We start from the raw sequence: 26,518 nt of genomic DNA, 5'->3' as shown, positions 1-26,518 counted from the left end.
TTTAAATTGATTATGGGTAAGGGTTAGTTGAATGCATCGTAAACGTCGTCGCTAATTATTCCTGGCTCTTGCACCAATTCGAAATAGTATCTCATTATCACGACATCACGCCAGTCAGGAGAACGACCTATATTTTTTTTCACCTCTGCTTTTGGTAGAATTCTGAGCTTTCGTTCATCATCAGTCTTATAAGTTTTCAGCCATGAGAACTCTTCCTGAATAGTTTGTTTATCCTCTTCGCTTTCAATACACGCAAGCCATATCTGGTTCTTAGCGATGATATTCTGAGCAACCAGATATGCGCATTGGGTCTGTAAGTTTTGATAGTTTTCTTTGAACGGGTCGAACTGACTAGCCCTTCCATCTGCAAATCGTTCCTCGTTTTCCAAAGCCTCTTCCGAAATGATCGGCGACGAGTTGTTAACAAATCCTATGATTCCGCAATTATCGACAACTCCGCCTCCTACCCCGTCTTCGTCCGCTAAGCACTTGTGAGCAGGAACACCGTATTTGGCTCGCATCGCATTGATACAATCCTGTATCTGTGTTGTTGCTGAAATGTCGAATGAGTGCTGTTCTATCATGATCCATCCGTCCCATACGGTTATTCTAGCCTTATCCGAACCGAACCTCGCGACATCGCATATGATGAACCTTTCTCCAATCGGCTTAACATGGCTGTTTGTGAACATGGCCATGATGTTATCGTAAGTACACATCGACGTTGGATCATCATGTACTCCCAGTTACCGTTGAGGAGACGTTCTTTTTTAGCCTTGTCTTTTGTTCTTTTAAGCCTTTCAAGGTATCCTTTATCGATGTGAGGGTTGTCCTGAACAAAAGCCGCTAGGTACTTCATATGGGGCGGCAATGTTCCCTTCTTGTTAGGCAGATAGAACGTGGTATACATCCAGTTCTTTTTAGGGTTGCAGGTGATAAAGAGCTTTCCTATCAATCCGTACTTTTCATTGTACTGCCTACCTATACGGGTTTTAAGAACGTCATAGGCTCCGAAATCGATCTCCCCGCCTTCTTCTATCCAACCACCTGTGTACTCCGTTGAACCAAATCTCTCATAGACAGGATCTCGAGGAAGGAACTTAAGCTCTAATAGGTCAATTCTGGCTCCATTCTTAAACCGTATAAAGTTCTTTTGACCATTATACTTGAAATCTATTCCGTTACGGATGCCGTATTCATTTGCTACTTTAAAGAACGTTATGAGGGTTGATTCGGTGATCCTCTTCAACTCCTCGCGACCGATAAACCATCTTGTATTCGGGTAATTAAGGCACATGTACATGAGCCAGCAGCATCCGGTCCAAGATTTTGCACCACCTGCCGCACCACCATACAGAAACTCCTCGGTTACATCGTCTGTCAAAATCCGTAAAGCTTCTTCCTGCTTTACGTGCCTTCCCTTTGGGGTATCGACTATAAAGTCGAAAATCCCTCTCTTGAAGGATATGCCCTGGATAGTCGTTACATCCAGCTGTGATAGAAGCTCATGTAATTTTTCATCAACCATTTTGCTTTCTAGCGGCCAATAAAGCCTTTATCACATCATCCGATAGCTTGTCGGGATCGATTTTATTTTTATCCTCAATCTCTAAGCTATCTTTGTACATCCCGTGGACGCGTGCAATTTTATCTAGCATCGCATCAGCAGCATACAATTCGACCTTAGGCCCAAATTCGCTCCATTGCAAGCTCTTGATCTTACCAAATTCCTTGTCTTTAGCCAGCTTCACCAAGTCAATTTGAACGTCATCAACGAGTTCGGGATCACCGTACTCTATTCGGTAAGCCTTAGGGTTTCTTTTCAATTCAAGTTCAAGCCTTAGTATCTCCCTCTGCATATGCTTCATATTCTCTTCGTGGGCTTTAGCTTCTTTTGGATTGAGGTCTGCTAGCGCCGCGAATTCCTGTTCAAACATCATCTCTTCCCTTTTTTCCGTGATTACGACAGATAGCTTCTTCTTTACCTTTTTCCTTCGTTCTACCTTCCGAATAACCAGGTAATCGTTAAGAGATGACCTGGCTATATCACTCATCATCTTAGCAGTTTCCTCGGCCGAAAGGCTCAATTCCTTCAATCGACGGTCTATGATGGTTTTCAGGTAAGGTTTCGTAAGGTTTTCGTATCCGATCTGTTTTGCGCAGTTCGCTGAGTAACCCGCTCGAATTGCAGCCTGAGCAGCATTAAAGTCTTTCAGATATTCTTCAATGAAGCGAGTCTCCTTGGTAGTCAATCCTTTATTCTCCATCGCGATACCTCCTCACTATCTGGTCAACTTGGAAACGGAAAACCTTATCCACTTCGAATAGTTCTTTTGCAACTTTGATTCGGTAAGATGCCTTCTGATTGTAGCTTAGGTCGAGGACCCGATATATCAGGTCGCATACTGAATTTTTGGTTTTATCACCGATGAACAGTGATTGAGGGGAATAAAGCTTTAGAATCGATGCGACGAAGATGATTTCGTCGCGATTCTTTTTTCCGGTTATGGAGCAACCCACTGTCTGGTCGTAGATTTCCCGAACTATTCTTTCGTCCACCTCGGAAGCCGACAACAGCTTCCTATATCGATCGACATCGATGTAAGGGTGCTCTTTTACCACAAATTTGAGTAGCATTGCTTCCGTCATGGTGCAAAGCTATAACTTATCTATATTTATCTAAATTGATAAGTATTGATTTGTGATCAATCAGAATGGTTCCGAGTCATCAGTCATATCAACGAACCGTCCGTTAGGCATGATACCGTTGAACGGAGAATCGAAAGGGTTGTCTTCAAACGATGCCTGTACGTTGTCGCTGAATCCCGAGTCGAGGTCATAGAATCCGGTCGTTTTACCGACAAACCTTAAAGCGACATCGTCCGTGGCTCCGTTTCGATGCTTCGCGATGATAAGCTCGGCCATCCCGGCAGTCGGTCTACCCTCTTCATCCTCCGTTATCCCATAGTATTCGGGCCTGTAAAGGAAGCAAACGACATCTGCATCCTGCTCGATAGATCCTGACTCTCGGAGGTCGGATAGCATGGGTCTTTTGTTGTGACCTGCACGTGATTCAACTGCGCGGCTCAATTGTGATAGGGCGATAATGGGGATATTAAGTTCTTTTGCTATAGCTTTTAATCCCCGTGATAGACTGCCTATCTCCTGTTCGCGGTTACCCCCTTTGTTGGTTTTACCGATCATCAGCTGCAGGTAGTCTATGACAATCCATTGGATGTTGTTCTTTCTCTTCAATCGTCTTGCTTTGGCGGCGAATTCGATCAAAGAGATAGCCGGGGTATCGTCGAAAACGATAGGCGCCTCCTGAATGGATATCGCGGCACGATGAATCTGCATCCACTCTACGTCTCCCAGATTGCCCTTCTTGAACTTTTCCAAAGGAACTTCGCTAACGATCGAAGTAACCTTATCCATCAGCTGAATATCGGCCATCTCAAGCGAGAAGATAGCGCCAGGTATCTTGTTACGTAATCCCGCGTTGATTGCGGAAGACAGCACGAATGATGTTTTTCCCATTCCTGGACGACCGGCCACGATGATAAGATCCGATGGCTGCCAACCTCCCGTTATCCGATCGACATCTACGAATCCCGTTGTAATGCCCGTAATTCCGTTCTTGGCTTCCCCGATCTTTTTCAGCCGTTCCACATTCTTCATGAAGAGGTCAGCGCTGCTAATCTCCTTTCGGACGGTTATCGTGTTGAGCATCTCGTCTTTCTCGTATTCGGTTTTGCTCAACATCTCGAACACATCGCTTTCCGGACTGTAGCATTGCGATATCAGTTCCTGAGACGTCCTGATCAGTTCTCGCTTGATGTACTGTTCTTGAAGTATCCTGGCATGAAACTCTATGTTGGAGGCAGAAACCACCCTATCGGTGAGATGGGTTATGTAGTACGCTCCTCCTACAGATTCGAGGTCACCTCTGGCACGCAGTTCTGCCGTGACAGTGATTATGTCGATAGGTTCAGAGTTGATCATCAACGCCTGAATAGCGGAATAAATCTTAACGTGAGCTTCTTTGTAGAAGGTTTCAGGCCGAAGTATTTCAGCAACCACATCGAATGCATTCCTCTCGATCATCAAAGCGCCGAGGACAACTTCTTCAAGGTCTAATGCCTGTGGAGGTACTTTGCCAAGCGTGTCAAGTTGATTCTTTTTACCGCCCATTATGACCTCCATTCTGCTTTTTCAATTCTTCCAATCTGAGATTTGCCCTAGCGATCGCAGAAAGCCTAACCGGTTGTTCGGCTGCTTTCCGTTTAACCGGTTCGTCTACAGTTTTTCCAAGCTCAATTTGCCTTCTGATCCAGTTGTGGCAATGAGATTTAGCATCCCTTTGGGTTTTATGATCTGCACCGGCAGCTTTGGCAAAGACAAAGAACTTATCAATCCATTTCGGGACGTCGTCAGGATTGGAAATTCCAAGAGATTGTCCAAGCTCATCCTTCCAGATTTTAGATGATTGTAGGACTTCTTTCAGGTCATCTAGAGATTCGTATGTACCCCATGCGTTTGGCTTGGGAATATCTGATTTTGATTCATTGGTTGTGATGGATTTTTCTTCTTCTCTTTCTTCTTCTCTTTCTTCTTCTATTTCATTTTCTCTTTCTCTTTCTCTTTCTCTTTCTAAAGGTGGGTTATTTTGGGTTTCTAAATTGGGTTTTTTGGGTTTTTCGTCTTTAGGTGGACGCCCCCCTTTCTTGCCGTTTTCCCTATTAGCAAGTGTTTTCCTCAATCTTTTATTTACCGATGGATGCGTATAGAAACCGTCTTCATGAATAAATCTTTCGGTTACAATTTCCCAATCCTCATTTTTTATTTCGGTTCTTATTCGGTTTTCCATTTGGGTTTTTTGGGTTTTTATATACCCATCATTCGAGTACATTAGAAACAAGCATTCAAGATAAATGTATCGTTGAATAGCATTCAGTTCGAAGAAAGAATCCGATACCCACCAGTCTTTGGGGTAGAAGGTAAATCCTAATTTATCACTCATAAAATTTCAATTAAAGAATAACCCATTATTCCTTCGTCCATACAGTGAATCTTAATGAAACCAAACTCATCTAACCCACGCAAGATGTATAAATATGATTTATAGCTTGTAATTTTACATGCATACATTGCGAAGACAGTTGATAGAGTAAAAATTTTGCTGCCTTGAAAGCTATGTTGTAGATAAATCACCCACTCAAGTAAACCGGTATGATAGGACACGGTTTTTCTTGGATTAGCTGCAACGAAATCCCACCATTTTTCAGGAATCATGTCCCAATATTCATCTATCCAGTTCAAATTATAAATCATATAGAAGGATTTTAAAGTAGAAACCCTAACACCAGTTTCGCGCCTTCGAACTCGCTACTCCTGATGTTAGGGTACAATTATGTATTAATCTTTCGCTTTAATATTCGAAGGCTAGCGAAGAGTTTACTATCATCCAGTTTATATACACAAAAGTAAATCTTATCTCGTATTATCATTATAGATAAGTGTTGATTTAAATTTTTTTATTCTCCATTTCATGAATGGCATAGATAGTTTCAAAATCTGATAGATTCTCATATAGGCGGCTTCGCATACGTGTAAACTTATTTCGCCAATATGAAGCGTCCAATCCCTGAGATTCCAACATCCTGATCATGGGCGTACATTCCTCCATCTGCCCGATCAAATACTTATTGACCGTGCAAAGGTGTTCGTATGTCTGGTATGTTCTCATATTAATCTGTACAAAAACCCGCTTTACATCCGCTTCCGGTGCCAAAAAAGAAATCCAATTGAATACCCATATTCCTAATTTCAAGCAGGGAGTTGTCTTCCTTGAATGTATTACCCATTACTTCTTCTTGAATGGCCGCCCAATACATGATCGGAGGATTCGCTTCGAAGTTTTTACGCAATTGCTGTGGGTCTTTCCAAAAGCAATTCTGACAGTTGCTATCAACAGGAAAGGGTATGCCTTTGTCTTTCCAATACTCCTTAATGTGGTAATGAATAATCTTGTCTTCGATCAATGGAAATTCTCCTATTCTCCACAATACATCTTTCCACCGATGCATATAATAGAATCCCTTCGGGTGTTTTGTTAGAGCTTTTCTCATAACCGGATTTTTAAGTTCTTCGGGATCATCATAAATTTCACAATGCGTAGACATTTTAAATGTCTCTCTCAACCTGTCTGCCCGCTCCATTTCGTCCCACCTATATCCAAGTCTCATTTTTACGGGAAGTTCGAAATGCATGTACAATAGTTCGAAGATTGCCTGCATCTTCATTATTGTCGTGCAAAATCGTTTATCCATGTTCGGTATTGCCCTCTTAATTCTTAGCATTGTCTCCCATCCCATTCCGCGAACCCATATAATTTCCCTTCCTACCATCTGCTCCAAATCAAATATAGTCTTCAATATTATTGGGTCCTCAGAAGTAGCTACAAATTCAGGCCAATGGGAACAGTATTTTTGCAATCGGTCATTTGCCATCTGAACAAGCTTTTTATCCAGGTCGCGCCCTGCATTTCGATCCTCAATACAACACAGAGCGAATACATCTATATCTGCAGGGTAATTTGCGTAGATGTATCCACTCGTTCCTCCTCCTGAAATACTATTTACCGTTAACATATAACTTGTTTAATTTCAATTATTGACACTATACCTTTACTATTTCCTTCGCATCTCATCTCTAGCGAGAATAACCCCCAGATGAAACATTGTCTTTGCGTCATACCACTCCCTTATCATCTTTAGCTCTTTCTCAATGGAACTGAGACTGTATGGCTTAACACCTTGTTCCTTTAATATGATGGATATCTCCTTTTGAGTTTTACCATCCATTAACAGGGGAAGTATCCTTTCTGCAAGAGTTTGGTTATCATTCATATTATTCGTCCTCCTTTACTTTTTTATGCTGCTTTTTTTAAGTTTTCGGGTAACGGAAAACCCTTGATTCTTGCTATTTGCTGGTTGAATAATGCCCAAACATTTTCATCCTTAAACTTAAAATGGCCGGTTCCCTTTTTGAATAATTTAACGTCGAAGAAACCCCAGTCAAACCATTCGCCATGTGTCACGTTGTTCTTTCGAACGCAATACGCAAACCTATCCTCATTGTTCCATGAGTGGCCGGTGAGATAGCACAATGCTTTGTTGAAGTCGTCGACAATTTCTGCTTGCCTGTCGTTTACCTCGATACCGAACCATTTCGTTTCGGGCGCTATGTAAGGCATGATGAATTTTCTATTCACTAGATAATGGCTATTGGTCTTCCAGCCTTCCAAGTTCCACCTATTCTCATGGTAATGACGCGTAAGGTTGTCGAACACCTCGATCATTGCTTTGTCCATCCTTTGCCCTGCCGTCTGCACAATAGCGTCAAGCATGAGGTAGATATTTTTCATCGTAAACTTCATTGATTTCTGCTGCTCTACAAACTTGTTAATGTCCTGCATTAATCCACGAGTAGAGTATTTATCTAGGTTCATTTTGTTAATAACCCAACTCCACGACTTCTTTTGAAGCTCCTTGGCAAATTCGCTACGGGATAGAGGAACATCCTTCTGAGAGCAGGTAAATACCAAATCTTTGACACCCAAGCCGTCCGTCAGTGAATTCATTTTGACGGCGTTTTCCAAGACGTCGTCATATAGTTTCACTGCGTTAACGTATCTTTGTACTACCTCTCTAACCGCATTGTATGACATCAATCCGTTTTCCTGTTTTTCTATGTCGTCCTCTTCGTCGGTAAAGAAATCGGCAAAGTCATTTGAAGATCCTGGCTTAACTAATCTAATAAAACCAATTTCAACACCGGTTGACCTTTCAGCAGTTTGGAAGACATCACCTAGATTTACAACATTTCCATAAGTGTCTATTGTTGATTTTAATATCCTCCTTGACCGAGAGTAATCATTCTCAATAGACTGCCAATTGCAAAGGGCAATAATTTCGCAGCCGTCTGGTGCGATATCCCAAGCATGATTTATATGTTGGTCATCTGCACTAAACGGTGGGTTCATTATAATGTAATCTACATGACTAATTTGCTCACTTGTAACTGTGAGAAAATCCTTTGCTATTAATTTAGCTTTATTTCCAGCTATAACGGCAAGGTCTTCGTTTAGTTCGCAGCATATTACGTTTGCACCCCGCTCCTTTAGAACGTCTATAATATCGCCTTTACCAGCGCTTGGCTCCAGTACGGTTTTACCTCTCAGGTCGACATGCCTTAGCATTATATCTACAACCTCTTTAGGTGTCGGAAAAAAATCTTTATTGAACATAATATTGTATTTTAAAAGGCGGCTGTTACACCGCCATTCTTGTTAGTTAAATACTCCGCTAAGGAAGTTCTTTAGAATTGACAACTGTATTTCATTTAACTCGATGCCGTCATTCTTGCCTCCTGCATTGATGAATAGCTTCCTTCCGTTGTCAATTAGCTGTACGACTATCTCTCCGTCTGCTGTTTCACCATCTTCGATGTTTGGATTGTTGCTTACGTACAATTGCTCATCTACGATGATTAGGCTGCTAGTTTCTGATTTTGTTTTAATGTAGCTCATTTTATTTACGTTTTACTTATGCTTAATTGCATATCCAAATGTACAACTTATGTTTTACATTTCAAAATATTTTGTACATTTTTTGTTGTACATTATTTTTTACATATATTTGCTGTATGGACGTAAAAGAGTTTCTAAAAACTAACCCTGATATCAATCTCGCAAGTATTGCTTCGAAGATGTGGCCCACTAATAAATCGGCAAAAACATATCTTAGCAGAAAGCTTAGCGGAGAAGGAGACAGGCCTTGGACAGATAAGGACGCTGCAAGGGCAAAAGAGGTATTAAAACAACTTTCGGACGAAATTCAACGATTACTAGAGTAAGTGGATTCATACTCTTCAATTGCTTTAAAAATCTGAAATGCTACCTGAGGTACCCATGCATTTCCGTATCCCTTTATTGACTCTTTCGCGTGCCACGAATCAAATTTTGTAACTGCGGACTCAAATCGCCTCGCTGCCAATGCAACTTCATGTGGCAAGAATGGCAAAGGGTCTGTAGATTGTCCAAATCGTTGTTTCTCCAATTCTTGTCCTTGTGGTGAACGTCTAAATTCTCCGTGCTTCCACAAATATTGCAGGACTGGCTCGCAAAACTTCTCGCTAAACGGTGAAAGCTGGATTTGTGGCTTATAGCCGGTCGTATATAGTTGCATTGTTTGGAACAATATTTCCTTGCTTTCCAGCGAGTATAATCTTCTAATCTTTTCCCAAATCTCCTTCGATTGAATCTCTTTCCACACTTTAGGCAGGTCTTCGATTCTGTTTTCTTTGTTTGTATTGATGATTCTTTCATATAAATTTATAGTTACAAATCCAACCATCCTACTGGAAATCCCATCATCTCGTTGACGAACAGGGGATTGAGTTGGGAAGTCTTGCCAGGTTCCCCAATGGTTCCGTGTATCGAATGTGCCAGAGTGTCGTTTTGCCTCCTTGGATTTGTCCTCGTGCAGCCTCCCTTCACATCGCTCATAGCTGTTGGGGTGGGGAGCAAGCCAGACAGCTCTGCTATCTTGTCCTCCAAATTTCCTTTTCCCCTGTTGTTCGAACAATTTCCTCCTGCTGCTCTCGCTCTCGGAGTTGGTAGAAGTCCAAAGCTTGCCATATCCGTTAATTCCAATGAATTTCGATTCTTCATTGAATCCATGCTCCGCGGCGAATGACTGTCGTGCGCTACTGGAGTTGGCAGCAACATGTTCGACATTTTTGCCCCCTTCATTATGCCTGATATCTGTTCTGCTAGATTCCCTGGTGGAACTGTTTTCCGTCCCGTCGACTCCCTCCATGCTTTTCTCTTCTCCATTGACTCTTCGCTGCGTTCTGAGATCATCGTTACGCTGGGAGTAAGCAACAAACCATATTCTGTCCCGTCTGTGCGGGGCGTCAACGGATACAGCTGGAAGTATATACGGTTGGACCTCGTACCCTTCATTTTCCAGATCAGCCTGCACCTGCTCGAATACCAACCCGTCATTCCAATTAACAAGGCCGAAAACGTTTTCGCCCACAATCCAACGTGGTTCAATCTCTCTAATTGCTCTAAGCATTTCCGGCCAGAGGTGGCGGTCATCTTCCGTTCCCTTTCGTTTCCCTGCTGCACTATATGGTTGGCAGGGAAATCCTCCTGTGAGGATGTCAATTCTTCCTCTCCAAAAAGTGAAATCTGTTGTTTTAATGTCTTCATAACTTGTTGCGTTTGGCCAATAATAATCTAGTACCTTTCGTGCGAATGGGTTCATCTCACAATGGAACACATTATCCCATCCGACCCACTCGGCCGCTAGTTCGGCACCTCCAATCCCGCTGAATAGTGATCCGTGGGTCATGACACCTCCCGTATTACGTCGAATATTGAGACTTGGGCTGTAGCTTGCTTAAATCGATTAACGGAATCCCCATAATAGCTCTTATCAATCTCGACACCGACAAATTCTTCAACTCCAAACTCGTGTGCTGCAATAGCAGAAGAACCAGAGCCTAGGTGAGTATCAAGTATTTTGAAGCCTGCATTCGCAAACTTCTTAAACGTCCAGTAGTACAGCTTGACCGGCTTTTGTGTAGGGTGTATTTTAGTCTCCGCGTTCGCTCCTCCCGTGTTGCTATATCGAAACATGGCTGCAGGTTTATCGAACGATGTCCAAGCCAATTCAAATTGCGAAAAATTGTCCCAAGGCTGCATTTTGTCCCAGCATAAAATACCACGTGTCGGAGGCAACGGGAAGTAATTTCCTCCCCAAATAATTTGATTTCTAGAAACGCGCATAAGCTCGGCAAAGTACTCAAGAGAGGGTATTTCAATATCCCAATCGCAATTCATCATGTTGAGTGCCCTATTTTTAAGTTTTCCGCTTCCCTGATTAAGTCGGCCTTTCCTTAGCTTTTCGGCAACGCTTATTCCTGGATACCCGTCGCCCTTTCTTGACTTATTGGAGCCCATTGATTGCTTAGGCGCGTTTATCCCGTAAGGTGGATCCACCACGGCCAAATCAAAATACTTATCGGGATATTCACGCATTACGTCCATGCAATCACCGTGAATCAGTTTAATGTTGCTCATATTGTCACCCTCCTGTCAACTACTTTAATACCAAATTCATTTGCCCATTCTATTTCGGTTTCAACGCCTTTGCTCATACCGAACACCCATATTTCGTCTATTATGCCACGCGCAAAAAACTCCCTGTTGTGACTGAATCCTAAATCGCGATCGGTCGGTATTACATCGCTCAAAGCGTAGCATGTAATCCAGTAAGGGGCAAAAGGAATGCATTCAGGATACTCTCTGCTTATTGCTGCATAAATCTTGCGGATAGACTCCATGTTGTTGTGAAAGTCTCCGCTGATCGGATGCGCTATGTAGATTATTCTCTTTTTCATAAGACTCAGTTAAAAAGGCGTTACGTTGAAATTTTCTATTGTCAGTCCTTTAGAAGCAACAGTTACGGTTTTTGCTGTAGCCAGTTCTATTTCCTTTTGGAACTCTATCGCGTGACTGTTTCTGTCGGAAAGGTGTATGAGTACTATGTTATTTACCTTAGTCATATCATATGATAATAGCGTCTTGATGGTTGTTTCTAGACTCATATGCGACTTTATAACCCTATCACGCAGAAACTTCGGTTCGTACCCCATTTCAAGGCGTTCATTCAAAATCTTCTGACTATGGTTTGCTTCGATAAGGATATTAGTTAAGCCCGGGAATTGGTACTCACAGTATACGGTATCGGTCAGGAACAACGTGGTACCCATTTCAGGATGTCGGATCAGAAAGCCGCATGGCTCTATCGTGTCGTGTCTGGTATCGAAAGCCAGAACTTCGAAACTACCAATTTTGATCGCTGCACCGATCTTAAGGTAATTAAACCGATGGCTTTTAAATCCGAATCCTTTAATGGTACCGGCCGTCGCAAACACGTCGATACCCGACTTAGTTGCATCCAATACTCCTTTACTATGATCTCCGTGCTCGTGAGTAACAATGCACCCTACAACACGAGCCAGATCAAATCCCAAGGCTTCTTTTATCAGGTTGAAGCGAACTCCGCACTCGACAATCAAGGTATACCCTTGACTGTCGGTGAAGAGATAGCAGTTACCCTCACTATTGCTATTAATGACGTGCAATCTCATTCTTAGAAATTCATCTGAGGTTGCATACCTGCTGCCGGATCAGGTTTTCCGGACTTATTTCCCGATTCTTCCGTTTTCTCGGCCTGACCACCGTTATCATCAACAACCTCTGCGTCTTCGAAAGACATATTCTTCCTATTGGCCTTCTCATTGATTTCATCAGAAACCTGATCAGCTACGTCTTCCTGATAATCGGAATCGTTCTGCATAGCATTTGCCATTTCTACACTTAGGTACCCCCAGTGATTTAGAAGGTTACGGAGCACTGTTTTGATAGCCATCTTTTCGAACTCTTTTTTCCATGGAGAGGAAGCATGATTATAAGACGCTGAATACTTGGCCCCCCATTTTTCTACTTGAGCCTTGGTCATGTACAGCGTTTTCTCAAAGCCATTTGTCAGTTGTAGGTACGCAAAGTACCCAATCACTTTGTCAGATTTGGCTTCACCGGTCAGGTCAAACTCTCCCGTGAGTTTATTCTTTCTTACAAACTCGCCTTCGTATACTTCATCAGCATTTAGAAATTTGTAAAACCCTGTCCTCATGGCTAACTGAATCAGACCCTTATATCCTATTTGGAATGTTGGAACTCCATTAAATGGAACTATCCATGCATGGCCAAGGCTCTTGTTTATCGGAAGCTTTAGAGAAGCCGCTTTTAAAGCTTCAAACACTACCGCCTTAGGGTCACATTTCTGTAAGTAAGTGTCGGAGTTATACAGATCAATTATCGACGCAACGAACGCTCCGCTATTTTCCTTCAATACGTTTTCAAATTGCTGCATAACGGATGGAGCCGCCATAATGCCTTTAAGTGCATCGATTTTGCTTTTCGGTGACTGCACCTCGCTGTTGTTTTGTTTTGATACCTGTGTCATTTATCTATTTGAATTTAATTGTCTATGAATACACTGTTTAAGTGGCGCCGATGGCCTCGGCATCCTTATTTTATCACACCACAGAACAGCAGGGTTGTCACTCGGATAACTGTAAATGCAGCCGCTGCAGCTGACGAACTTTATCTGTTTCTGTGGTGTGAGTTTCTTTGCCATTACCTTCGCATTGATTTTACAAGCATCTTCAAGTCGGCATTTTTATTCATTGGGACGAACATTAGCATAGTCCCTATTCCTCTGATCATGGTACCCAATCCAACCAGGAGAGCACCGATGATTGCTACGGGCAGCAGCAATACAGATGCTGCCTTTAGCCATAGTGGCTCCCGATTCATGCTACCCTCAATTCTTGATCTTCCGGAGATACTATGAGATTGATCACCTGGGCGGCCGTATCTGGTATCTTCGACACACTTTCTCTATTGTCAAGGAATACCGGTGCCGTTACACCATAATAGGCCGACAGGGTGTTGATGATGTCAATACCTACCTGAACTTTGGCCGCGTTGTTAAGATCAGGGAAAGGAACACCCTCATAAGTAACTACACAAGTTGGCTCCTCACCTCCGTTAATCAGCCTGTTGAAAAGTCTGAACTTGGCATATTTGAACATTCCGTTCACACGGGATTCAAGCTCATCGGATTTGGCCTTCTCGAATCGCTCGATTGTAAACTCCTGTTTTTCCAAATCTGCTAGCTCCTGGGAAAGAGTCTTCTCCTGATCTTTCAGTTCTTCGATGCGCTTTTCGGCTTTATCTATAAGTTCAGAGACATTAAGCTTTCGACGGAGACTGTCTATTTCAGCGCCTATTGTCGATTTTTTGACTCTGAGGTCTCCGAAATCAGTCTGTGGCCTATTTTCAAGGGAGGTTGTCAGGTCAGAAATTTCTTTGGCGTTGTCTTGATATTGATGCTCGTCAAGCAATCTTTCTTCGACGGATAAGACGTGAACAGATCCATTGTTTTTTATTACCTCAAGCTCTTCTTTCGCTGAGGAAAGGTCGCGAGATATTGTTTCAATGGTGGCCTCCAACGTAGTTCTGAGGCTGTTTGCCTGACTTTCCGCATCACTGATTTCCTGCTGACGTTTTGCCAAATCGGATTTAAGCGATAAACCACGCTCGTTTATGCTGTTCAGTTCATTGATTTTGTTTTGGTTGAACAGTTCAATCTGTTTCGCTTTACGGGCTTCGATATCATGATCTTCATATGGTCGTCCGCATCCATAGCAAACAAAGTCATCGTCGTTAATCTGTACTTCCTTCGCGTTGGTCGCCGTAAACAAAACACGCAGAGAATCCATCCTTGACTCAATGTCTGCAATGTCACGATTGATACGCTCAATATGGTCGGCATGGCTCTTGTTCAATTGGTCAAGTTGTGATTGCTGAACCCTTAGGGAAGATTGGAGTTTATCAACTTTGGCAGAGGCATCAACTAAGGCACTTTTTGAATCGATAATTTCTTTTTGGTGTTCCTGACGTATTCTAGCTTCTATAGACTGATTATCGAGCTTAAGTGAATGTATTCTTTGCTGAATCTTCCTGACCTCGGCGTTTTCCAACTCATTCGCTTCATTTTTATCAAGTATTGCTTTTTCTAAGTTGGAATATTCGATCTCAAGTGACTCAAGCTTCTTATTTACGCTTTCCACATCGACAGGCTCAGGTTTCGACCGCTCAGCTTCATCTATTCTTCCGGGTATTTCAACCAGCTGCTGCTTAATGTTCTTCTTTTGGGCCGATATCATCGTCTTGAATTCCTTCAAAGACTTACCGCTCAACTGGTCTATCATCGCAGCAAACTTCTTATCCGTTGACGCGATATCCTCATCCGTTATCTCCCCGGCAATGTCCTGCAATACCGATCGCTGATCCTGCCATTTCAGTGACGGGAAGTAAAGAGGATTGGTTATAAGCTTGAACACATGCTCTTTAAGAACTTCGTTAACCTTATTCTGATATTCTCCTGCATTCACAGGCACTTCGTTCCAGAAATAAATGTGCTCGTTACCGGTGAATTCGTGCTCCTCTTCCCCCCTTTTCTTTACCCATTTCTCTTTGTGAACATGTCTGACGGTGATCTGCTGTCCGTCAACTTCTATTACACCGGACACTTCGTTTTCCTGACGCTGGGCTGCTATTCCTTGTTGGTCAAGCGGCTTAATATTAAAGTCCTTCTTATCCGAACTGTCTTTACCGAAAAGGAGAAAAGTGAACGCGTCGAAAACTGTTGTCTTGCCGGTAGCGTTTGCACCGTAAATATTGGTAACTTCCTTGAAGTTAACCGTAAAGTTCTTTATACCTTTAAAATTGATTATGGTAAGGGTTTTCAAAAAGATATTCATTGTTTTGTTTTTAGTTTGTTAATAGATTTATTGCTGACTCTTTGATGTCTTTAAGCTCTTCTCTTATGAGTGCAAGCTCTTTCAGGACCTCCATCAGTTTGGCCCGTTTTTCATTGGTTAATTCCATCGTGAATGGTTTACTAAAAGGAATAATAACATACCCAGGACGGCCAAGAACTTTACACCTACGATTATCATAAATCGCTTTCTTTCGTCCCGCATTTTTCGACTGTACGTCTCCATTGCATCGCGAACATCAACTCGTCGATCCAGTTGACCATTAGATGTGTACAGTAACCCGTCAGACCCCACGTAGTGAGTTATTTCCTTGTTCTTTTCAAATAGTGATGATTTTTTGTTACCTTTGTACATGATTAAATGATTTAAGAGGTTATTTAATTTGCTAGGGATGTTCTGCACAACGTCCCTATTTTATTTTATCCTGTTCAAGGGCTTCACTTATGTTTATTTTGATACCCTTTGCCTTGAATTCCTGACTGTTGATATAATCCGCAAGTGAAGTACTGGATGCTATTGCCTGAATCTCGACCCTGTCGATTTGTTTCTTCTGATTGTCTTCTCCCTTCACGGTAAGAACTCCCAATCTGATCCATCTATCGACATATTTTCTACCGTATTTCCTGTATGCTTCGGATTTACTGATGAAAGGAGTAAGTTTACCGATCTCGGTTAGAGCCTGTGTTGCACCCACCTTCGCTACTTCAACCAACACGTTTCTAAATTCTCTATTATATAGCAGCTCTCTCATTTCGTGTGGAGTTTTACGATGCTCTTCTGTTTCTTATCTTTTTAAAATTATCCTCGGTCACCCGCCAAACACGATAGTTTTTAGGATCAGAAGGATCTTTACGGACTGTGAAAAATTTCGTCCCCAGCTTATGGAAGTTGCTCCATGCCGTCTGTCTAACCGTTTCCTCACTCCCGGCTAAAACGGGAATTGAGTCGCCTACTTCAAGCTTGTCCAACTTATCGCTCCACGAAAGCGACATAGGGATCGGTACGTTTTTGTCAATTGATATTTCCATGTCTTTATTCAAATTGATTTATTAGGTGTTTTGATGTCTCTTATTTTTCTATCTTTACCTTTGTTGTGTTCTGTTGATACAAATGTATACCATTTGGTTAACTTTCACAATAGTTTAGTTTACTTTTTGGTATATTTTTAGTTAACTTATTGGTTTACAGTGAATAAAAATTTTAATATTATTGAATATTTATTAGAGACGTACAACATCAATCAAGAGGCATTATCGAAACGATTGGGTGTATCAAAAGCATATATCAGCAATCTGAAGAAAGGTAAACCAATAGGTAAACAATTTGGCGAGAAGATTGCGGCAACATTCGGATTAGAACTAGGTTTTGTCTTAACTGGTAGTGAAAAACCGACAACTGAAGATGTCTCAGCAGAATTAGATAATAAAATAGAAGAAGGAAAACTTACACCTATACCATTTGAAAATTACATGATGGTCGAATATGAAGATCTATCTACATCGGCTGGCTATTTGGGAGTCAACGATCTAGAAACATTACCTGACACAAAGAAAAGGCTTATACCAAAAGAGTTTGAAAGGGGAAAATATCTTGTGGTCCGAGTGGACGGGCATTCAATGGACGACGGAAGCTCTATGTCTATTCCCGATGGAACCGAGATATTAATAAGAGAGCTTCCCTTAACAACCGGCCAAGCACTTCCGATCCGAAACAACTTGTTTGTCATTGTCAGTAAGGACGGAGTTGTGCTTAAGCAGATTATAGAGCACAATTTGGAAGAGGGGTACATACGCTGCCACTCTTATAATCCGAAATTTAAAGATTATAATATTCCGTTATCAGATGTGCTCCAAATATTCTTATACAGGAAGATAGTGTCGTTTAGACCTCCTATCCCTGATATAACGGTTAATTGATGATGCGGTTCTATGCCCCCTCCTATGCGTATCAACAAAGGTACCGTTGAATGCAGGGCTTTGATCGCCAGCTTGTACGAATTACTATCGAACTTGCCGGCATTTGACGATGCGAGAGTTCCCAGAATTTATCTTTTCTTAGATATTATTCCAGGAATGAGTCGAGTTAAACAAGGAAGAAAAGGCTACGTGAGAAGAGGTTTCGTGGAGATAGGGTGCCTTTGCATGGGAGAGGTTAACGGAATATACGACGGCGTTATAAATGTAAATATCCAAGATGAAGACATCCTCTGGATAGAGGAGCTACAACATTACCTATGGGATATTATAGACAATTTATATCTGAACGGCTTTCTGTTCACGAGAGAATCGAACGAATCATTTAAAGTTTCACGGACATTGTGGCTATATAATACCAGATACATAGTTAAAAAATAGAAAAATGAAAGAACAGAATGATAAGCCATATCTGGCTATCGGAACACGTCTTAAAGAATTTAGAATTGAGAATCAGGTAAAACAAACCGACATTCAGGAAGCGATAGGCCAAGCTTTCACACACACATCACGCGTTGAAAATGGAAAGGCTCTGCCCAACATAAACTATCTGCTTTATCTCAACGAGAAGTATGACCTCAATATTAACTGGGCCTTAACCGGTGCCGGCGATAGGAAGGTTCACCCTAAAGCCGGAAAATCCGCCGATGTTTCTACCTTATTAGCAAGAATAGCTCTCACTGAAGCCCGTATTGACCGGATGGAAAAGAGCATCAAGGCTGTTCTTTCTCAAGAATAGCTATGACATCGGATTGTATCCGATCTATGAGACTCCAATCGTAATCAATGTAGTCTTTGGTAATCCGATGCTGCAAGTCGGTATGATTCAACGCTTCCGCGACATCTGATACGCTATAGCCGCAGTGGTTTCGTGCCCAGCTTGCAAATGTGTGCCTAGCATGATAAAAGGTCATTCTTTCTATCTTAAGAATTTCTCCTATCTTTCTCATACCGTAACCTATGGTCCGGTTCAGTATAAGATTATTCGCGTACCTTTCCTGAATAAGGCCCGAATACTTATCTATGATTTTCCTAGCTTGTTGCGGTATAAAAATGCTGATGAACGCATCATCCTTTCGCTTCCCTTTTGTTTTACTTCTGTTGTATTCAAGTCTGTCCGATGAAATTGGACCTGTAAGGTACTCGTACATATCCTTTGCATTCATGCCACACATGTAAAAACTTAACATGAACAGGTCTCTTGCAATAACGGTACGTATATCATAGACCTCTATGTCACGGATTGCTTTAAGTTGTTCAGGGTCTAGGTTCCTCTTCCTGGTAGCCTTGATCTCGTTCATCTTGTATTTGCTGAACGGATTGTTTTTAATACGTATTATTCCGCTGTCTTCATCGTTATAATACGATTTGGCGGCATTGAACACCGTACGAAGGTTGGACATCCTGTTTACAATTGTGTTGTGGGATAACCCGGCTACTTCGCGAGTATATTTGCCTCCGTTCCTTTTGGTTCGTTCAACCGTCCTATTGCTTCTCAGGTGCATTTCAAAATTCTGTAGAAGCTTGGAGGTAAACATGTCGGTAGGCAATGGTCGTTCTCCCCAGTAGTCGCGGAGACTGAGGATGGACGACCTCATGGTGATCACTGATGTGATCCTCCCTTTTTTCGTTTCTCGTTCGAAAAATTCATCGGCGAACGCAAACAGATCAATCACACCTTCCTTCGCTGTAAGGTACTCTTTGATCGCATGGCAATCCATGTAATAAAGCCGTTCGCCCAGTTCGGTTATTTTGTCCCGGTACCTGGTTAGGGTTTCCGCCATATGTTTATCGAGCCATGCTTGCTTGAGTTTGTATATAGTTGTTTTGTCCTTGCCTTTTTTTGCTGTGAGATGAGACGTCGAAACAAAATGCGTTGTATCAATATATGCTGATTTGCTGTTATGAGAAACCCTGACTTTTACATTCCAAGTACCATCCTGTTTTTGATGGTGGTTTAAGATCACTGCACTGACCGTTGCCATCCGTTGTAAATTAGTTGTAAATTTTAGTTTGATAAGAAGTACAAAAATAGCTGTTTTTTCTGACAAGTCAAAGGTGGCCTAGGGATAGATAAAGCGGCTTTTTAGCGTCTATTGGGCAGAAATGACCATTTTTACAAACATTCATCATAGAACATCTACAACTATGATTTTAATGTTCTAAAAAATATTGTTTTCTAAATCACCTACAATGTGATTTTTGTGACGACAAAGATATTAAAAAGTAAAAATTAAAAAGTAAAAAGTCAAAATTAAAAAGTAAAAAGTCAAAAGTCAAAAGAGCGAGTTGGTTCATTCTTGTGATTTCTGCCAGCAGTTTAATGCACAGTCAAAAATACGCTTAATAAAAAAAGTCCGGCATTTAAATACCGGACTTTCAACCAAATTATCCTGTTGCTTATGCCCTTTAAGCAACCTCTTTCGACTAAACCGCTGTCGAAAGTTCTTCACGCAGCCGCTTGGCTACCACTTTTTCTTGTCCCGGCTTTAGCATCCAAGCAGTTAAAATCAAAGAAGTATCCTCAGCTCCACCTACTTCTATAGAAGGTGTTCCATTCCGTAAACGTTGCTGTAATTCCTTGCCCGATATTTTCACCTTTTCTGCATTCCAATGGATATATAGCGTTGGTGTCACATTTCCCAAAGGAGGCACCTTCACCTCCGTCGTAACACCTTCAACCGCTTGCGCTGCCGTTGCGATCAGATCAATTTGAGCCTGTTGTAAGTTCCACTCTTGTTGATGATCAAGGTTGATAAACTTCTCTAACGCAACATACATACCTAAAATTTCTTCCTTATTCACTTTCATCCCTCTGCCAATATTAAACCCACGTGGAGGCATATGTAATCTCGCTGCTTGTATAAAGTTCTTTTTACCCATCAATAAGCCGGCACTCTGCGGTCCGCGGATCGCCTTTCCTCCAGATACGCACACTAAATCAAAGCCCATTTCATGAAATTTCCACAAGTTGGAAACAGGTGGTACGTCAGCCGCGATATCAATCATGGTGGGAACACCATGTTTTTTTGCAATCGAGACCCACTCCTCGTGCATGATGCTACCTTTGTCAGCCTGTACGTTAAGAAAGAACATCAACGCCGTTCGTTCATTAATGGTTTGCTCAAGCTCTTCCCTCGTTTCTACCATCACAATTTTACAACCCGTATTTTTAAGCGCATGGGTATAAACAATTTCATGCCCTTTTTGACAGATCACCTCCGACTTCATATCGGTTCCCATTAGGTGGGGTAACTGAATTGCTTTTTCTTCGTCAAGGCCCGTTAATATTCCGGCCAATCCCAAAGTCATAGCGGAAAAACATCCTGCTGTTACGACGGCAGATTCCGCATGTACCAAACTCGCAATTTTTTCACCTACTTTATCTTGCAATTCATCCAGCATGCAAAAATCCGTTGCACTGTAGTTTATCGCTTCCAGTACTTCCGGTCGCATAAGGGATCCCGTCATAGCAGTATAGGTTCCGGCAGCGTTGATAAAAGTACGTACGCCCAATTCTTTGAATAGCTCTCGACCCCGCCGCTCCTTATCCAGCCATAATAATCTATTCCCGTCTACATAAGGGGTGATGAATCCACCGGCAGGCAGCATCGACAAATATTTTAATAGTTCTCTTCTTCTCATGATAAATTCTTTTTAATTTTTAAGCTCGCTAACCGTTTTAAGCGCACCGTCAGGAGTAGCTAGTGGTTTATTTTGCCAATAGGAAGCTAACAATGATCCTGTGATATTCATTAAAGGCCCAAAGATGGCAGGTGCTAGTCCCACTGTAGCTAGCTTACCCATTTCCTTTGCAATACCGGAGGCTAGGCCTCCATTCTGCATTCCCACTTCAATTGCCATGGTTCGGCAGTCGCGCTCAGACATACGGAAAAGTCTACCGCAACTATAGCCTAAGAAATAACCTGTTAAATTGTGTATTAAAACGAGCAGGATCAATTGCGGACCAATATGGAGTAAACTATCTCTACCGGCAGCTGTAATGATGGCAATGATAATAGCAATACCTGCCATCGAGATTTTAGGCATAAATGCGTCTAACCACTTTACTTTGCCATGAAATAGTCTATTGAATAACAAACCGGCACCTATGGGTAGTATAACCATCTTCAAAATATCCCACATCATGTCTAATAGGTGGATTTCTACAAATGCACCGGCTAATAGCTTCATCAGCGTCGGAGTTACCAAAGGTGATAGTAATGTTGATACCGCTGTGATCGTAATCGATAATGGTAAATTGGCCTTAGCCATATAAGACATCACATTGGAGGCCATTCCATTGGGCGAACAGCCAATCAGAATAATTCCAGCTGCTATTTCCGGAGAAAAGCCGCTTACATTGGCCAGGAAAAAGCCAACACAGGGCATAATGATGAAATGACTTACTACACCAATAAAAACGCCCTTTGGATGCTTAATCACCCCCACAAAATCGTGTACGCTCATGGAAGTCCCCATGCCGAACATGATCAGCTGTATCAAAGGAGTGATCAGCTCAGCCAATGGAAAACCGTTAACACTTAGAAAGTGTTGGGGATAGCACAGCGCCGCCGCAACCATTGCAAATATCATCATTGAATAAGCATACCCTTGTAACGACTTAATGGTCCGAAAAGATAAGGCCGTTGCTAGCAAACATATAATAAGGCTCGGGCCCCATACTGATTGCTTCTGGGTCCAGTAAGCCCATATGCCCAGGATTGCCGTCACCATTGCAATCAACAAAGTGACTTTGTAAAATGAAAATTGCCTCATATCAAATATTTAGGTTCATTATGTTTACCAGGTTCTTTTTTCCATTAGTTGATCCAGCTGCTTCTTGGTAAGCCTCACCCGATCTTCTTGTTCCTTTAACCAGTTCAGAAAATCAAGTTTTATCGGATCATCCCACTGGTTATCGATCTGTCCTACACTGTATTTCCCCGCTTGAATTCGATCTTTTCCAAAGGCATCCCTCAATTGGATAAATTCGGCAGTGACGATGACCTCTTCTGCCAGGTGGGCCGGTATAAAAAGCACCCCCTCTTTATTACACAACACTAAATCTCCAGGTAACACAATCGCTTTGCCGATACGTATCGGTGTATTAAGTCCCATTAACATTGATTCCTCTAAAAAAGACGGATGGAAATCACGTACAAAAGCATTGAAACCTTTTATGTCGGCTAAACCATCAAAATCACGTGCTCCGGCATCAAAAACTACTCCCTTACCGGTACGCTGAAAGATGGTGGTTCCCAGGGTTTGTCCAATCAAGGTTCCACCCGCTACTTTCCCGAAGCCATCAGCGACGTACACATCTCCTTTTTGCAGTAGCTCAATGGGCCACGCATTGGTGCTTCCTTTAAGGCCTTTCTCATGCCCGCGCTCTAATATGGCATCTTCTATATCGGGCCTCCTTGGCATATACGCGGCCGTTACAGCGCGCCCTGCAAAGACCTCATTTTCACGAATCGCTTTCCACCCATCCTCAAATTGATTATAATAGCCCGCATTCCTCAGAATGGTCCAAGCATCATCAAAACCAATACGCTCGGCTCTTAAAAGGAGTGAATCAGGAATCTTCGGGCGCCCATCTCTGTAGCGCTCCCCTTTCCAGGAGGAAGTTAGAAAACGAAGTTCTTCTTTTGTTATTTGCTGAGCTGCGCCGGTAGTAACAAAAAAGAGCAGCATCATAAGCATAAAAAAACTTTTCCTAACGTACATTCTGTTCATGTTAAACATAGGCTATGCAATCCATTTCCACGAGCGAATCACCGGGCACCCCGCCATAAGTCGCCACGGTAGTGCGTACGGGCGGTTTACTGCCAAATCGTCCTTGATACACCTCATTCATGGCCTTGTAATCTCCAAGATCTGCCAGATAGACGTTGACTTTCAGCACCTTTTCCATCGATGATCCTGCCTTTTTTAGTTCCGCTTCCAATTCTTTTAATACATGATCTGTATGTGCTTTTATATCACCATCGAAATGTGCCCCTTTACCGGCCACGAACACTAATCCGTTATATTTGGTGGATCCCGAGAATAAAGGCACATTGTCCTGCTTAGTTATATTGAAGGTTTCTTTTGTAGCCGACTTGCTTTCAGCTCGAAGCACGGCATTAGCTCCTAATAGACCTACCATGGAGGCAAACAATCTTTTAATGACTGATCTTCTTTCTGTTTTCATAATGAATAAATTTGATTGTTAAACTGTTATATGGTTTTTGTTAATGTTCCGTTTGCTTTTTAGCAACGACTATAGGGTTAGCGATCCCATTGAGATCGTATACAATCTCTCCACCTCGCACGGTCATTTCACAGGCTAACTTCTGCTTTCCGTTGATCTTGTATCCTGTATAATCAAAGTATCCGAAATTTCCATTAAGTACATTCAGAATAGCAATATCAGCCTCTGCCCCTACACTCAGACTACCTAGTTCCGGTCGTTTTATTATTTGAGCGGGTTGCCAAGTACTGGCGGCAACTACCTGCTGCAAGCTCATTCCCATTACCAAACACTTAGACATCACGCTCAACATATCCTTCATCGCATTATTCATACTGCCTGTATGGATATCGGTACTAATAGCGTCCGGATAGAAGCCTTCTTTGATAGCTGGAATTGCCTGGCTAAAGGAAAAGCTAATCCCTCCGTAGCCCACATCAAAATACCGCCCCTCCTTTCGCGCTTTCCATGCAAAAGGCTTCACTTTCTTTTCAGTGGGATCGACAATTGATTCGCGCCCTTTGATCTGTGCAAAACAATGGGTTAAAATGTCACCTTTTCTTAAATGGTTCAGGAGCAGGTCTTCCAAAGGTAGTGGGGGTATACTACCACCGAAGTCCACCATAACCGGCAAATTACCCGCTTGCTTCCCCGCTTCTACGGCATGATCAACTATTGTCCAATCCGGGCCTTCAAAATGAGCTACTTTGAAGCCTACGATATAAGGGTGGAATTGCCGAGCAACCAAAGCGGCCATTTTTGGATCGGTATCCTTTAAGTCCTGCTCATAAGCACCGCCACGCATTCCTTCACCAATAATGTTTAAGAAAGCAAGTACACGGGTTTTTGAGTGATCTATTGTCTGATCCTTATAAAGCTGAAAATTTCTCCAACCGGGACTTCCGGCATCCACGACCGTGGTAACGCCATTGCGAAAAGTAAAGCCGTCCGGTGGAATAGCCGTATAACTATTTCTCAGGTAACTATGCGGTTCGGTCCCGAAAAATGATGCGCGTGAATATCGATTAAACCAGGTGTTACATACAGTTTTTCCGCGAGGACAACTTGTGTAGCCTTTCCTTGAATATTTTTAGCCACCTGGACAATTTTCCCGTCCTTAATGGCAATGTCCATGACTTCATCGATACCATTCTTCGGATCGATGACGTGCCCACCTTTAATAAGTATCGCGTAGTCTTGCGCGCATAATGTTGCGCTAAGAACGGTTAGCGTAATAAAAAATATGATCTTTTTATACATAATGCTTCTGCTGATTAGTTCGCGGGATCCCACCATACACGACTGGTTAAGGCATTTGTTCCTCCTTGCCGTTGTTTTGCTTCATTAAAATTATCGCGATTGTAACTTTCTTCAGTTAGTGGCACCACAAAACGTCGGGGGATGGTTCCTCCTGTCAGGTTTCCCGGATAGTTAGTCGGAGTCAGGCTGGGGTAACCCGTCCGGCGCCAATTAGCAAAAATTTCATATTCATCTTGTAAGAATAAGGACACCCATAATTGGGTATAAATCTGTTCAAGCTTTTCTTCGAAAGTGCCCTGATTATTAAATGGGTGTTGTGATAAGTAGAAATTAATCCGAGCTTCACTGATTTCCCCATGTTGACCAAATAAACTCCATTGATGCATTGCTGCGCGTACCGCAGCTTCATAAGTTTGCGCGGGATTACCATCATACCATCCGCGGAGAGCGGCTTCCGTGAGTAATAAATTCGTTTCGGCATTTGTTAAAACCAGATGAGGGGCATCGTAACGTAGAATCGTGTTTGGATTCGGTTCCGAATAACTTGCAAAATCGGCAGGAAATGAATTAAAAGCAGCATTGGGCATCCCCTTTTGAATCGCTGAACTGGTGTCCGCTACATAGGTACCTGTTGCGTTACGTACCCAGACGACAGCAATTGCATTTAATCGCGGATCCTGCGTCTCTTTCAGATGATCAATAAAGGTTTTGGCCAGTTTACCCCCTTCTATATTATCCACCGCTTGCGGATTGAGATAATCCGTATTCAAAAGAGCTGTTGCAATGAAATTACGCTGTGCTACTTGCGATCCATCTACATATTGAATGCGTGCCAAATCGTTATCATTCATAACTACCCCTCCCGCGATTGCCTTTCTTACCCAACTTTCTGCAAGCGTCGCATCTATCTTTGTCAAACGCATGCCCAGGCGTAACATCAATGAATATGCAAATTGCCTCCATTTCGTAACGTTTCCGGCATAAATCAAATCGCCATTGCCAAAAGTTGGTAAATCCGGATCCAACGTATTGGCCGACTCTTCCAATTCTTTCAATAAATCGTTATAAATCGTGGCTTGCACATCATATTTCGGTGTGTAATTTTGGTTACTAGCACCAAAACCTGCTTCGGTATATGGAACGTCGCCATATAAGTCAGTAAGCCTGTGAAATATTAAAACCTTCCAAATACGTGCAATAGCCAATTTATTAATGTCTTCGGGATTGGCGCTTACTGCATCGATCACTTTTTTTATTTCAATAACGGCTGTAGAATAAGCCTCCCAACTATTGTATGAATAGGTTTCATTAAAATATTTATCGCCTGCGGCGGGTACTTCTTTATAGGTAGCCGTCTGCTGCATCGATCCGCCAATTGTTAAATAAGCAGCACCGACATAATTGAAACTCACACCATCTAATAGCGCCTTCGTAAACATGTATTCAGGCACCACCGTGGTTGAAGCGTTTGGGTTAACATTCATCTCTTCAAAACCTTTATCGCAGGCAGAAAAGAAGCAGAACAACGAAACCGCTAACACATGTAGAAATAGCTTTTTCATAT

The 26,518-nt window shown here is 42.3% G+C and carries 34 protein-coding genes; 5 read left to right on the top strand and 29 right to left on the bottom strand.

Going from position 1 to position 26,518, the window contains the following annotated elements; all coding sequences use genetic code 11:
- Positions 1-23: 23 nt before the first annotated feature.
- The 12 genes from QT327_RS10495 to QT327_RS10440 form a co-directional block, all read right to left on the bottom strand.
- Complete coding sequence (locus QT327_RS10495) at positions 24-584, bottom strand: hypothetical protein (protein ID WP_289552817.1); 561 nt, start codon at positions 582-584, stop codon at positions 24-26.
- 20 nt (positions 585-604) lie between these two features.
- The gene (locus QT327_RS10490) at positions 605-1,528 is read right to left on the bottom strand and encodes a phage terminase large subunit (RefSeq protein WP_289552816.1); all 924 of its coding nucleotides are present in this window, start codon (positions 1,526-1,528) and stop codon (positions 605-607) included.
- Positions 1,521-2,267: a terminase small subunit gene (locus QT327_RS10485; RefSeq protein WP_289552815.1), complete on the bottom strand. Its 747-nt coding sequence runs from the start codon at positions 2,265-2,267 to the stop codon at positions 1,521-1,523. Before QT327_RS10485 ends, QT327_RS10490 begins: the two co-directional genes overlap by 8 nt.
- On the bottom strand, positions 2,257-2,649 hold the full coding sequence (locus QT327_RS10480; RefSeq protein WP_289552814.1) for a hypothetical protein: 393 nt from the start codon (positions 2,647-2,649) through the stop codon (positions 2,257-2,259). Before QT327_RS10480 ends, QT327_RS10485 begins: the two co-directional genes overlap by 11 nt.
- A 60-nt stretch (positions 2,650-2,709) precedes the next feature.
- Positions 2,710-4,191, bottom strand: coding sequence for a replicative DNA helicase (gene dnaB, locus QT327_RS10475; RefSeq protein ID WP_289554424.1), 1,482 nt, complete (start codon positions 4,189-4,191; stop codon positions 2,710-2,712).
- The gene (locus QT327_RS10470) at positions 4,181-5,020 is read right to left on the bottom strand and encodes a DUF7833 domain-containing protein (RefSeq protein WP_289552813.1); all 840 of its coding nucleotides are present in this window, start codon (positions 5,018-5,020) and stop codon (positions 4,181-4,183) included. The genes dnaB and QT327_RS10470 overlap by 11 nt, the downstream gene beginning before the upstream one ends.
- Entirely contained in the window at positions 5,017-5,331 is a 315-nt protein-coding gene (locus QT327_RS10465) for a hypothetical protein (RefSeq protein ID WP_289552812.1), read from the bottom strand. The genes QT327_RS10470 and QT327_RS10465 overlap by 4 nt, the downstream gene beginning before the upstream one ends.
- A 193-nt stretch (positions 5,332-5,524) precedes the next feature.
- The gene (locus QT327_RS10460; protein ID WP_289552811.1) at positions 5,525-5,746 is read right to left on the bottom strand and encodes a hypothetical protein; all 222 of its coding nucleotides are present in this window, start codon (positions 5,744-5,746) and stop codon (positions 5,525-5,527) included.
- 1 nt (position 5,747) lies between these two features.
- On the bottom strand, positions 5,748-6,650 hold the full coding sequence (locus QT327_RS10455) for a hypothetical protein (RefSeq protein ID WP_289552810.1): 903 nt from the start codon (positions 6,648-6,650) through the stop codon (positions 5,748-5,750).
- Positions 6,651-6,689: 39 nt separating this feature from the next.
- The gene (locus tag QT327_RS10450; protein WP_289552808.1) at positions 6,690-6,863 is read right to left on the bottom strand and encodes a hypothetical protein; all 174 of its coding nucleotides are present in this window, start codon (positions 6,861-6,863) and stop codon (positions 6,690-6,692) included.
- A gap of 68 nt (positions 6,864-6,931) precedes the next feature.
- Positions 6,932-8,308: a DUF4942 domain-containing protein gene (locus tag QT327_RS10445; protein WP_289552806.1), complete on the bottom strand. Its 1,377-nt coding sequence runs from the start codon at positions 8,306-8,308 to the stop codon at positions 6,932-6,934.
- 42 nt (positions 8,309-8,350) lie between these two features.
- Positions 8,351-8,590 (bottom strand): hypothetical protein, encoded by a 240-nt coding sequence (locus tag QT327_RS10440; RefSeq protein WP_289552805.1) that lies wholly within the window; start codon positions 8,588-8,590, stop codon positions 8,351-8,353.
- A 116-nt stretch (positions 8,591-8,706) separates the two neighbouring features.
- Here QT327_RS10440 and QT327_RS10435 point away from each other — a divergent pair, with 116 nt between their 5' ends.
- Positions 8,707-8,916 (top strand): hypothetical protein, encoded by a 210-nt coding sequence (locus QT327_RS10435; RefSeq protein ID WP_289552804.1) that lies wholly within the window; start codon positions 8,707-8,709, stop codon positions 8,914-8,916.
- Here the strand turns inward: QT327_RS10435 and QT327_RS10430 are convergent.
- Genes QT327_RS10430 through QT327_RS10410 form a run of 5 tightly spaced genes read right to left on the bottom strand, consistent with a single transcriptional unit; the run spans position 8,898 to position 13,103 of the window.
- The gene (locus QT327_RS10430) at positions 8,898-10,421 is read right to left on the bottom strand and encodes a DNA cytosine methyltransferase (RefSeq protein WP_289552803.1); all 1,524 of its coding nucleotides are present in this window, start codon (positions 10,419-10,421) and stop codon (positions 8,898-8,900) included. The two genes, QT327_RS10435 and QT327_RS10430, sit on opposite strands and share 19 nt — an antisense overlap.
- On the bottom strand, positions 10,418-11,152 hold the full coding sequence (locus QT327_RS10425) for a DNA methyltransferase (protein WP_289552802.1): 735 nt from the start codon (positions 11,150-11,152) through the stop codon (positions 10,418-10,420). The genes QT327_RS10430 and QT327_RS10425 overlap by 4 nt, the downstream gene beginning before the upstream one ends.
- The gene (locus QT327_RS10420) at positions 11,149-11,472 is read right to left on the bottom strand and encodes a DUF7768 domain-containing protein (RefSeq protein ID WP_289552800.1); all 324 of its coding nucleotides are present in this window, start codon (positions 11,470-11,472) and stop codon (positions 11,149-11,151) included. Before QT327_RS10420 ends, QT327_RS10425 begins: the two co-directional genes overlap by 4 nt.
- A 9-nt stretch (positions 11,473-11,481) precedes the next feature.
- Positions 11,482-12,225 carry an MBL fold metallo-hydrolase gene (locus tag QT327_RS10415; RefSeq protein WP_289552799.1) on the bottom strand — a complete coding sequence of 248 codons (744 nt, stop codon included), beginning with the start codon at positions 12,223-12,225 and terminating at the stop codon, positions 11,482-11,484.
- Positions 12,226-12,227: 2 nt separating this feature from the next.
- Positions 12,228-13,103 carry a recombinase RecT gene (locus QT327_RS10410; RefSeq protein ID WP_289552798.1) on the bottom strand — a complete coding sequence of 292 codons (876 nt, stop codon included), beginning with the start codon at positions 13,101-13,103 and terminating at the stop codon, positions 12,228-12,230.
- 24 nt (positions 13,104-13,127) lie between these two features.
- On the opposite strand from QT327_RS10410, the gene QT327_RS10405 reads away from it, so the two are divergent.
- Positions 13,128-13,493, top strand: coding sequence for a hypothetical protein (locus tag QT327_RS10405; protein ID WP_289552797.1), 366 nt, complete (start codon positions 13,128-13,130; stop codon positions 13,491-13,493).
- Here the strand turns inward: QT327_RS10405 and QT327_RS10400 are convergent.
- From QT327_RS10400 to QT327_RS10385, 4 genes are all read right to left on the bottom strand, one after another.
- A complete protein-coding gene (locus QT327_RS10400) occupies positions 13,453-15,468 on the bottom strand; it encodes an AAA family ATPase (RefSeq protein WP_289552796.1) in 2,016 nt (671 codons plus the stop codon). The genes QT327_RS10405 and QT327_RS10400 overlap by 41 nt on opposite strands.
- Positions 15,469-15,585: 117 nt before the next feature.
- Entirely contained in the window at positions 15,586-15,840 is a 255-nt protein-coding gene (locus QT327_RS10395; RefSeq protein ID WP_289552794.1) for a hypothetical protein, read from the bottom strand.
- A gap of 55 nt (positions 15,841-15,895) precedes the next feature.
- On the bottom strand, positions 15,896-16,237 hold the full coding sequence (locus tag QT327_RS10390; RefSeq protein ID WP_289552793.1) for a hypothetical protein: 342 nt from the start codon (positions 16,235-16,237) through the stop codon (positions 15,896-15,898).
- Between the two features lie 13 nt (positions 16,238-16,250).
- On the bottom strand, positions 16,251-16,514 hold the full coding sequence (locus QT327_RS10385) for a hypothetical protein (protein ID WP_289552791.1): 264 nt from the start codon (positions 16,512-16,514) through the stop codon (positions 16,251-16,253).
- Positions 16,515-16,673: 159 nt separating this feature from the next.
- Here QT327_RS10385 and QT327_RS10380 point away from each other — a divergent pair, with 159 nt between their 5' ends.
- From QT327_RS10380 to QT327_RS10370, 3 genes are read left to right on the top strand one after another with little or no spacing between them, the layout of a single operon-like run.
- A complete protein-coding gene (locus QT327_RS10380; protein WP_289552790.1) occupies positions 16,674-17,402 on the top strand; it encodes an XRE family transcriptional regulator in 729 nt (242 codons plus the stop codon).
- Between the two features lie 12 nt (positions 17,403-17,414).
- The gene (locus QT327_RS10375; protein ID WP_289552789.1) at positions 17,415-17,840 is read left to right on the top strand and encodes a hypothetical protein; all 426 of its coding nucleotides are present in this window, start codon (positions 17,415-17,417) and stop codon (positions 17,838-17,840) included.
- A 4-nt stretch (positions 17,841-17,844) separates the two neighbouring features.
- Positions 17,845-18,198, top strand: a complete 354-nt coding sequence (locus tag QT327_RS10370) for a helix-turn-helix domain-containing protein (protein ID WP_289552788.1) — start codon at positions 17,845-17,847, stop codon at positions 18,196-18,198.
- Here the strand turns inward: QT327_RS10370 and QT327_RS10365 are convergent.
- The 8 genes from QT327_RS10365 to QT327_RS10330 form a co-directional block, all read right to left on the bottom strand.
- Positions 18,173-19,444, bottom strand: coding sequence for a site-specific integrase (locus QT327_RS10365; protein ID WP_289552787.1), 1,272 nt, complete (start codon positions 19,442-19,444; stop codon positions 18,173-18,175). The genes QT327_RS10370 and QT327_RS10365 overlap by 26 nt on opposite strands.
- Before the next feature lie 442 nt (positions 19,445-19,886).
- Positions 19,887-21,104 carry an aminotransferase class V-fold PLP-dependent enzyme gene (locus QT327_RS10360; RefSeq protein WP_130857326.1) on the bottom strand — a complete coding sequence of 406 codons (1,218 nt, stop codon included), beginning with the start codon at positions 21,102-21,104 and terminating at the stop codon, positions 19,887-19,889.
- Positions 21,105-21,116: 12 nt separating this feature from the next.
- Entirely contained in the window at positions 21,117-22,238 is a 1,122-nt protein-coding gene (locus QT327_RS10355; RefSeq protein WP_289552785.1) for a bile acid:sodium symporter family protein, read from the bottom strand.
- A 24-nt stretch (positions 22,239-22,262) separates the two neighbouring features.
- Positions 22,263-23,189: an RraA family protein gene (locus tag QT327_RS10350; RefSeq protein ID WP_242627315.1), complete on the bottom strand. Its 927-nt coding sequence runs from the start codon at positions 23,187-23,189 to the stop codon at positions 22,263-22,265.
- Positions 23,190-23,199: 10 nt separating this feature from the next.
- Positions 23,200-23,655, bottom strand: coding sequence for a RidA family protein (locus QT327_RS10345; RefSeq protein WP_013666225.1), 456 nt, complete (start codon positions 23,653-23,655; stop codon positions 23,200-23,202).
- Between the two features lie 40 nt (positions 23,656-23,695).
- On the bottom strand, positions 23,696-24,607 hold the full coding sequence (locus QT327_RS10340) for an amidohydrolase family protein (RefSeq protein ID WP_289552783.1): 912 nt from the start codon (positions 24,605-24,607) through the stop codon (positions 23,696-23,698).
- Positions 24,608-24,669: 62 nt separating this feature from the next.
- Positions 24,670-24,954 carry a hypothetical protein gene (locus QT327_RS10335; protein ID WP_289552782.1) on the bottom strand — a complete coding sequence of 95 codons (285 nt, stop codon included), beginning with the start codon at positions 24,952-24,954 and terminating at the stop codon, positions 24,670-24,672.
- 14 nt (positions 24,955-24,968) lie between these two features.
- Positions 24,969-26,516: a SusD/RagB family nutrient-binding outer membrane lipoprotein gene (locus QT327_RS10330; protein WP_130857322.1), complete on the bottom strand. Its 1,548-nt coding sequence runs from the start codon at positions 26,514-26,516 to the stop codon at positions 24,969-24,971.
- Between the last annotated feature and the right edge of the window lie 2 nt (positions 26,517-26,518).

The organism is Olivibacter sp. 47 (genome assembly GCF_030372825.1).
In the GTDB taxonomy this organism is placed as follows: domain Bacteria; phylum Bacteroidota; class Bacteroidia; order Sphingobacteriales; family Sphingobacteriaceae; genus Olivibacter; species Olivibacter oleidegradans.
Note: the sequence above shows the minus strand (reverse complement) of the source record. Positions and strands in the feature narration are given on the sequence as shown.